The 8,765-nt window shown below is 64.6% G+C and carries 6 protein-coding genes; 4 read left to right on the forward strand and 2 right to left on the reverse strand.

Annotation, left to right across the window (positions count from 1 at the left end; translation table 11 throughout):
* Positions 1-132: 132 nt before the first annotated feature.
* Together BDIM_RS07445 and BDIM_RS07450 are read right to left on the reverse strand one after the other, a co-directional pair.
* Positions 133-1,914: a copper resistance system multicopper oxidase gene (locus tag BDIM_RS07445; RefSeq protein ID WP_040346696.1), complete on the reverse strand. Its 1,782-nt coding sequence runs from the start codon at positions 1,912-1,914 to the stop codon at positions 133-135.
* 244 nt (positions 1,915-2,158) lie between these two features.
* Positions 2,159-2,605 (reverse strand): DUF305 domain-containing protein, encoded by a 447-nt coding sequence (locus tag BDIM_RS07450; RefSeq protein WP_003164958.1) that lies wholly within the window; start codon positions 2,603-2,605, stop codon positions 2,159-2,161.
* A 190-nt stretch (positions 2,606-2,795) separates the two neighbouring features.
* Here BDIM_RS07450 and BDIM_RS07455 point away from each other — a divergent pair, with 190 nt between their 5' ends.
* The 4 genes from BDIM_RS07455 to BDIM_RS07475 all read left to right on the forward strand — a co-directional run bounded on the left by BDIM_RS07455 (position 2,796) and on the right by BDIM_RS07475 (position 8,117).
* Entirely contained in the window at positions 2,796-2,987 is a 192-nt protein-coding gene (locus BDIM_RS07455) for a heavy-metal-associated domain-containing protein (RefSeq protein ID WP_232623943.1), read from the forward strand.
* Between the two features lie 2 nt (positions 2,988-2,989).
* Positions 2,990-3,475 carry a DUF411 domain-containing protein gene (locus BDIM_RS07460; protein ID WP_003164960.1) on the forward strand — a complete coding sequence of 162 codons (486 nt, stop codon included), beginning with the start codon at positions 2,990-2,992 and terminating at the stop codon, positions 3,473-3,475.
* A 732-nt stretch (positions 3,476-4,207) separates the two neighbouring features.
* On the forward strand, positions 4,208-7,195 hold the full coding sequence (locus BDIM_RS07470; RefSeq protein WP_003164961.1) for a TonB-dependent receptor domain-containing protein: 2,988 nt from the start codon (positions 4,208-4,210) through the stop codon (positions 7,193-7,195).
* A gap of 106 nt (positions 7,196-7,301) precedes the next feature.
* Positions 7,302-8,117 carry a DUF4198 domain-containing protein gene (locus tag BDIM_RS07475; protein ID WP_040345406.1) on the forward strand — a complete coding sequence of 272 codons (816 nt, stop codon included), beginning with the start codon at positions 7,302-7,304 and terminating at the stop codon, positions 8,115-8,117.
* Positions 8,118-8,765: the final 648 nt, after the last annotated feature.

An 8,765-nucleotide genomic window follows, 5' to 3' on the forward strand; every position in this document is an offset into this window, starting at 1 on the left:
GGGGCGTCGGCCGGGCTTGCGGAGGACGGGCGGGCGCGGCGTGGGCGCCGTGGCCGCCATGGGTCTGGGCGACGGCCGAACCGGCGGCCAGCATCAGGGGCAGGACCGCGACAGCGGCGAACAGGGCGCGGCTCATCGGGCGGCTCCTTCCAGCGGACGAACCGTGACGACGTTGAACATCCCCGCGTGCATGTGCATCAGCAGGTGGCAGTGGAAGGCCCAGTCGCCCGGCGCGTTGGCGGTCAGGTCGAAGGTGACCTTGCCGCCCGGCGCCACATTGACCGTGTGCTTCAGCGGCTGATGCCCGTCGTGGCCGTTGACCAGCTCAAAGAAGTGGCCGTGCAGGTGGATGGGGTGGGCCATCATGGTGTCGTTGACCAGGGTGACGCGGACCCGCTCGTTCAGTTCGAACCGGATCGGCTCGACCAGTTCCGAGAACTTGCGTCCGTCAAAGCCCCACATGAACCGTTCCATATTGCCGGTCAGGTGGATTTCCATGGTGCGGGACGGCGGGCGCGTGTCCTTGTTCGGCTCAAGGGAGCGCAGGTCGGTATAGACCAGGACCCGGTGATCGACGTCCTGCAGCCCTTGCGGACGGTCGCCCAGACGGTTGGCGGGCGCGGGCGCGATGGCGTCTACCCCGACGCCGACCGCCATGTCGGCGGGGGCGTTGTTGGGGTCACGCATGCTCATGGCGCCGTGGTCCATCGGCGCGGCGGCGGCTCCGGCTGTGGCGGCCGCTGCTGCTCCATGGGCCGAGTGGTCCATGCCAGCCATCGAGCCGTGATCCATGCCCCCCATGCCCATGTCGGTCATGGTCAGGTTCGGCACCTTGCGCAGGGGGGGAACCTCGGCGGTCATGCCCATACGCGGGGCCAGGGTGGCGCGCCCCATGCCCGACCGGTCGATGGCCTCCGACACGATGGTGTAGGCGCGGTCCTCGGTGGGACGGACGATGACGTCATAGGTCTCGGCGACCGAAATCTGGAACTCGTCCACCTCGACCGGGCGCACATGCTCGCCATCGGCCTGAACCACGGTCATGGCCAGACCGGGGATGCGGACGTTGAAGATCGACATGGCCGAGGCGTTGATGACGCGCAGGCGCACCCGCTCTCCGGGCCGGAACAGGCCGGTCCAGTTCTCTTCGGGTCCGTGGCCGTTGATCAGATAGGTGTAGGTGGTGCCGTTGACGTCCAGGATGTCGCGCGGATCCATGCGCATCCCGCCCCACATCCGGCGCTCGGCCAGGCTCATCCCGTCCGACCCGTCCAGCAGGCCCGCCAGGGTGGTCTTCTGCATGTTGAAGTAGCCGGGGCTCTTCTTCAGCTTGGCCAGGATTTCGTGCGGATGCATGAAGCTCCAGTCCGACAGGACCAGCACATGCTCGCGGTCATAGCCGACCGGATCGACGCCCGCCGGGTCGATGACGATGGGGCCGTAATGGCCCATGGCCTCCTGCAGGCCCGAATGGCTGTGATACCAGTAGGTGCCCGACTGCTTCAGCGGGAACTCATAGACAAAGGTCTCGCGCGGCTTGATGCCGGGGAAGCTGACGCCCGGCACGCCGTCCATCTGGAACGGCAGCAACAGGCCGTGCCAGTGGATCGAGGTGTCCTCGTCCAGGGTATTGGTCACTGACAGACGCACGTTCTGGCCTTCGCGCATCCGCAGCAGGGGCGCGGGCAGCAGGCCGTTGATCATGAAGGCGTGGCCCGTGCGCCCGCCCACGGTAAAGCTGGCGTCTCCGACGGTCAGGTCGATGTTGGGTCCCGTCAGGGTCGGCAGATCGGCGCGCAGACCAGGGGAACCCGACTGGGCCCAGGCCGGCAGAAGCCCCGAAAGGCCAAGCAGCCCGCCGCCCGCGGCCGCGCCGCGCAACAGGGATCTGCGATCGAGAGCCATGCTCGACATATGATGGATCATCCTTCCTTGAACGCACTTCACGACCGACGACTTCGGCGTGAGCTTCACAGGGTATTACGCACCCGCACGCTCCATCCCTTGCGACAGGTCGCCACACAAGCGCTTGCGAAGTTCGCTTCAGAAGAATTCAAGGGGGTCATATGTGGAGACGCCGGAGCACCCAGGCCCCAAACCCTTGCGGCGGCCCGCGTCAGGAGCGTCGCTGTCCCTTCTCGACGACGAACGCAGCCGCCTAGAGGCGCTTCAGGATCGCCTGCATCTGAGCGATCTCATCGTCCTGGGCCCGGATGATCCGATCGCACAGGGCGATAATCTCCGGATCGCGGATCGAGGCCTGCTCGCACATCAGAATCGCGCCGGAATGATGCGGGATCATGGACCGGAGGAACTCCTTGTCGCCCACCCCCGCCTGGGTCCGCATGCCGACAAAGGCGAGGACGAACACCGCCGCGGCACCGCCGACGATCGCCAGATTCAGCTTTCGCGAGGGGTACATGGACCGCATGAACCAGAGCATGAGGATCGCCATGGGGGTGACCATCATGAGCGTCATGTAGACGTTGTTGAGGTTGAGGTAGAAATGATCCAGCGTGGCGATCATTGTATACATGACGAGATACATGACGATGAAATCGAGAACCAGCTCGATCCCGAACGACCGGTATTGACCCTTGTTCACGTCGCGTCTCCTACGTCCAGATTCGATTTCCCTGCACACGCAGCGCGTCAGGTCCCCCAGCTAACCCATACTAAAAATCATGGTTCCAGCCGTTGACCTTCCCATAAGGGTAAGGATTAGAACCGGCAGGCGTTCATTTTTGAAAGGTTCGCCCATGTCCGCCCATGTTCCCGGGACTTCCGATCTACAGGTGCTCCACATTCCCAGGATGCGCTGCGGCGGCTGCGCCGCCGGCGTCGAGAAGGCCATCCACGCCGTGGACGCCTCCGCCGCCGTCAAGGCCGACATCGAGGCCCGCCGCGTCGAGGTGACGACTGCCGCCGACCGTCAAACCCTGCTGACCGCGCTGGACGCCGCCGGCTATCCGGCCGAGGCCGCCTGACCATGAACAAGCTCAAGCTTTCCGCCCTCGCCGCCGGCGTCGTCCTCCTCGGCGGCGCGGGCTTCCTGCTGAACGGCCTGCCGACCGTGGCCCATGCCTCGGACATGACCGTCTACAAGAGCGATTCCTGCGGCTGCTGCGGCGGCTGGGTCGAGCATATGCGCAAGGCCGGCTATACGATCCGCGTCGTCCCCACTGACGACCTGGCGCCGGTGAAAGCCCGCCTGGGCGTGCCGGAAGCCCTCTGGAGCTGCCATACGGCCGTCGTCGACGGCAAGGTGATCGAGGGCCACGTCCCCGCCGCCGCCGTCAACGCCTTCCTGAAATCGCCCGGCGCCTCGCGCGGCATCGGCGTCGGCGGCATGCCGACCGGCTCGCCCGGCATGGAGGCGCCCGGCTACGCCCCCGAACGCTATGACGTCATGCGCTTCGGCGCGGGCCAGCCCGCCCGCTTCATGACCTTCGAAGGCGCGACGCCCGTCCGCTAGCCCCCCTGCTCCGCTATGACAGATGGCCCCGCCGGCTAGCCGGCGGGGCCTTTTCGTATCTCCCATCGCGGACCAGACCATCGCCTGCGGCGCCCTCTCCAGGGGGAGCCTTCAGGGATAGATGCAATTGAGCCATCGACCTCGACCAGGTGAAAGACGCGCTTGATCGCCCGCTCAACCGGAATGTCCGGCCTACTCAGGCCGGATCGCAGTCACTTCGGGTTCGCGACCGCGTACAGTCACATCGAACTGGACGCGCTCGCCTACCTCGCGAATTTCGCCTTCGCCCGGCATCGTTTCGGTTGGTCGCGTCGAGCCAGAACTCGCCGTCGCTAGATCTTCGTGGGCGGCGACGACCAGTAGGTCGAAGCCCGAGAAGTAACGGCCGACCGGGTCGTGGCCCCAGTCGCTTCGCGCATATGACCCGTAAAGAAGGACCTTGAGGATTCTACCCTTCTCCAGGGCTCTGCGCGGCATGTTGAAATCGCATCGTCGAACGTCTCCCGGATCACCTCGACCAGCACCTCCAGCAAGCATTCGGGCCGGAAACCGTCACGCGAAAGGGCGCGGCCACTTGCGTTCCAGCACTCGAGGGAACCACGGCTTTCGCACGGGCAGATCTCGCGCGGCCTGTAAAAAAATCGTGTCGGCGCCGAGGCGGGAGCTCGCCGCGCTGCGTAAGTCGAAATAGGGGGGCCGCATTTCGGCCCAAAAATTAGCGGGAAAAAGCCTTTGGCCAACATCTCTTTCAGAAGCCAGCTCGTCACGTCTTCAGTCCTTTCGGGCCTGGTGATCGCCGCCGCCACATTGCCGGCCTTGCCTGCCGCCGCCCAGATCCAAACTCCGGCCGCTCCTCAATCGTCAGACGCTGCCGTTGAAATAGACACAATCGTCGTCACCGGCTCTCGTATCGCGCGCCAAGACTACAGCGCCAACAGCCCGATCGTGACCATGACCCAGGAAGACTTTAAGGCGACGGGGTCGGTCAATATCGAAAGTCTGATCAACGATCTTCCGCAGTTCACCGCTCTGGGCAACGCCGCGTCGAACAGTCCGAACCTGGCCGGCCAGGCGAACGTCCAGCTCCGCGGACTGGGCTCGACCCGCACCTTGGTGCTGCTGAATGGCCGCCGCATAGTTCCGTCCAACGCTTCGTCCGTCGTCGATCTCAATCTGCTGCCGACGCCGCTCATCTCCAGTATCGAGACGATTACTGGCGGCGCCTCTTCGACCTATGGATCGGACGCCGTCGGCGGCGTGCTCAACTTCCTGCTCGATGGAAACTTCGAAGGCCTGCAGTTCGACGCCCAGTATGGATCCTCGGACCGGGGCGACGCCTCGACCGAAGCGGTCAGCCTGACCCTGGGCGGCGACATCGCCGAGGGCCGCGGACATGCGGTGTTGTCGGCCAGCTATTCAAACCGCGCCTCCGTCCTCAACGCCAGTCGCGCCTTTTCGCTGATCGGGGGCTTTGCCGGCACGTCGCCCTTAGGCTCGACCGTGTTCGACGCCACCAACCTGCCGACGGCCGCCGCTGTCAACGCCGCCGTCCCCGGCGCCGCCCGGGGCGACACCTTCGGCTTCAACAACAATGGGACCCTGTTCACCTATCGGGGCGCGCGCGATTACGTCAGCCCCGGCGGCGTCGATTACGAAGGCTTCCGCACGCCCGGTCCGCTCCAGCAGACGGACTTCGCCTACAGCACCGTCGACCGCAATTACATGATCATCCCGCAGAAGCGGTACAATGTGTATGCGGCGGCGGACTACGAGATCAACTCTGCGGTGGAGCTATACGCCGACTTCCTGTTCTCCCAGTACGAAGCCGGCAATCAGTTGGCCTCCAACCCGGCCACCGGACCGACCACCGGGTTCCGCATTCCATCGACCAACCCGTTCATTCCCGCCGAGCTGCGCAGCGTCCTGGACTCCCGCCCGAACCCGGCCGGAAGCTTCCGCCTCGACAAGCGCTTCAACGAACTCGGCCCGCGACGCCAGTCCGAGGACTACAACGTCTATCAGATCAACACGGGCATACGCGGCGACCTCGTCGGCCTCCGCGACTGGACCTACGACGCCTATGTTTCCTATGGCCGAGTGAACAACGGCACCGTCTACACCGGCTACCTCGCCCGCTCGGCGCTGCAGCGGCTCCTGGAAGCCCCCGACGGCGGGGCGTCGATCTGCGCCGGCGGTTTCAATCCCTTCGGCGTCAACCCAATGAGCGCGGCGTGCATCGCCTATGTCGGCCGGGTGGCCAAGAATGTGACCACGAACGACCAGAGCGTCGCTGAACTGAACCTGCAAGGCGGCCTGTTCACCCTGCCCGCCGGCGAGGTCCGCGCGGCCGTCGGCGCAGCCTACCGCGAGCAGAACTACAACTTTTCGCCTGATAACCTGCTGCTCAGCACATTCACCCTCAACGGCGTCACCGGGCCTGAGCTGGCCGGCAACTCCGGCCAGCCGCTATCGGGGTCGGATCAAGTGTCGGAGCTCTACGGCGAGGTCCTGATCCCGTTGCTTAGCAATCTGCCGTTTGTGCGCAGTCTGGAGACAAATCTCGGCTACCGCGTCTCGGACTACGAAACGATCGGAAGGGTCGGATCCTACAAGGCCGATCTCAGCTGGGAAGCGCTCAACGGACTACGCTTCCGCGGCGGCGTTCAGCGCGCGGTCCGCGCGCCCTCTATCGGCGAGCTGTTCGCAGCGCAGAATCTGAGCTTCCCGTCGATCGGGGTGCCGGTTTCCTCGACCGGCGCGCGCCAGTTCTCCGGGGATCCCTGCGATATTCGCGGCGCGTATCGCACGCCGGGCGCGGCAAACGCCAATGCGGTGCGAACCCTGTGCCTGGCGCAGAATGTCCCGTCTCAGGTGATCGATTCCTACACCTTCTCCAACTCTCAGGTCTCTGGGGTCACCGGGGGCAACCCAATGCTGGAGGAGGAGACCGCAGATTCCTTCACCGTGGGAGCCACCTGGCAGTCGCCGTTCGCGGCCCCGTGGCTCAGCCGGGTGTCCGGATCTATCGACTACTACGATATCACGATCGAGAAGGTGGTCGGCACGGTATCGACGACTGAACAACTGCGTCGCTGCTACAATCAGGACGGCGCGTCCAATCCGACCTACGATCCGAACAACATCTTCTGCCGCATGTTCAGCCGAGATCCGAACTCGGGACAGATCACCAACACCTTCGAGACCAACGCCAACCTCGGCACGCTGGAGACCAAGGGCATCGACTTCCAAGTCGATTGGCGAATCGACCTGGTCGATCTCGGCGCGCCGGATTGGGGAAGCCTGGCCCTAAACGTCACCGGTACGAAGCTCCTGAAATGGGAGCGGCAGGACATTCCGGGCGGCGCCTTCACGGATCGCAAAGGCACGATCTCAAACAGCTTCGGCCTGACCCTGCCCAAGTGGAAGGTCCTTTCCACGCTGAACTGGAGCCAGGACCCGTGGAACGTCGGCCTGCGGTGGCGCTACCAAGGATCAGTCGAGAATTTCAACAACCGAAGCCAGGTTGTCGATGCCATCCACTACATCGACCTCAATGCCGGTTTCAAAGTGAACGAGGTCGTCTCGCTGCGGGCTGGCGTCAACAATCTGACAGACGAACAGCCACCGGTCTATGCACCCGCGATCGCCGCCAACACCGATCCCTCCAGCTACGACCTGATCGGTCGCCGGTATTACCTCGGACTGACCGCGCGCTTCTAGGCCCGCTGAAGGCGCCCCCTAGCCGCTGCAAGGCTAAGGGGGCGCCAAGACACTCAAACGATATCGGCCGGCGCAGACACCGGCGAAACAACAGATCAAGAGAAGAATGCACGACATGAGAACGAATTTGATGGTGGCTATGGTCTCGGGCCTGAGCCTGTTCGCCGGGGCGGCCGCCGCCCACGACTTCTTCCTGGCGCCGGAGCGTTTCGTCGGGCCGATGGGCCACCCGCTCATTGTCCACGCAACCTCGTCGTCGGACTTCCCTGCCCTCAACGTGGGTTCGCCCCGCAGCCGCATCGCCGAGGTCCGGGCGGTGGTCGATGGTCGTCCGGCGGCCGTCACCGTCGGGGCCCAAGCCAAGTCCCTGCGCCTGGCGGTGTCCAGTGACACCCAGGGGATGGCGACCGTGACGCTTCTGACGATCTGGGGCGAATCCACCTGGCGGCCTGACCAGGTCGACACCTATCTGGAGGAGCACCCCTTCAAGGCCGAGGATGTAGCGACAGCGCGCCGACTGCTGCCTGAAGGCGCGCCGCTTGAAGTGAGGTCGCGTCGGCTGGCCAAGACGCTCGTCTGCTTCCAGACCTGCACCCCGACGGCGGGGGGGGCGACGGGGTTAGAGGTCGAGTTTCTCCCCGAGTTCGTGGCTGGGCGGAATAGTCCTGCGACCTTCCAACTGGTCAGAAACGGGCATCCAATACCGGGGCAACCCGTCACGATCAGGTTTGGACAGGACGAAAGGCGCGCGGTTCAAACCGACGCGGAGGGCCGGCTACGGATTCCGGACGGCGTAACCGGTCCTGTCATGTTAGTCGCCGCGACGCTGGATGCACCGACGGAGAAGGGTGGACGCTTCGTCACCAACAACGCGTCTTTGACGTTCGAGGCTACAGTGGTTCGTGACGAAAGCGGTCGTTGACCCTGTGCCTTGGAAATGGCCGAGCGCGAGTCACGATGGCGAAAACTGAAACCGTCCAGCGCCAAATATCTCGGCGCGAGCTACCTGCGCGTTTCGAAGCCGTGCGGCTGATAAAGTAGGAGAAGGGGAAAACGACGTGCGATCCTGACGCCACGAGTAAGATCCAGCGTCCTTGCTCCTTGCCTATGTGCTCGATACGTGACGGCGAAACTCAAGCTCCTTTCGCAACTATGTGGTTCCGCGAAAAGGCCGCGCGCCCCCAGAGGGCGCGCGGCGAGTTTTCAGCCTTTTCGGCTCCTATTCGGCGCCTCGCGCGGCATGGAGGCCCCCGGCTACGCTCCTGAACGCTATGACGTCATGCGCTTCGGCGCGGACCAGCCCGCCCCCTTCATGACCTTTGAAGGCGCGAACCCGGTTCGTCGCTAACAAGGCAAAGGCCCCGCCGATTGTACGGCGGGGCCTCTCTTTATGCCTGCTCGGGACCCAGAACGGCGTCGACTTCGGCCTGGGTCGATCCCCGCTTCGCCGGGATGACCGGCCTATTCGGGCCGGATCGCGGTCACTTCGGATTCGCGACCGCGCACGGTCACGTCGAACTGGACGCGCTCGCCGACCTTGGCCTTCTCGACCACGGCGGGAGCCGCCTTG

Source organism: Brevundimonas diminuta ATCC 11568, from assembly GCF_000204035.1.
Taxonomy (GTDB): domain Bacteria; phylum Pseudomonadota; class Alphaproteobacteria; order Caulobacterales; family Caulobacteraceae; genus Brevundimonas; species Brevundimonas diminuta.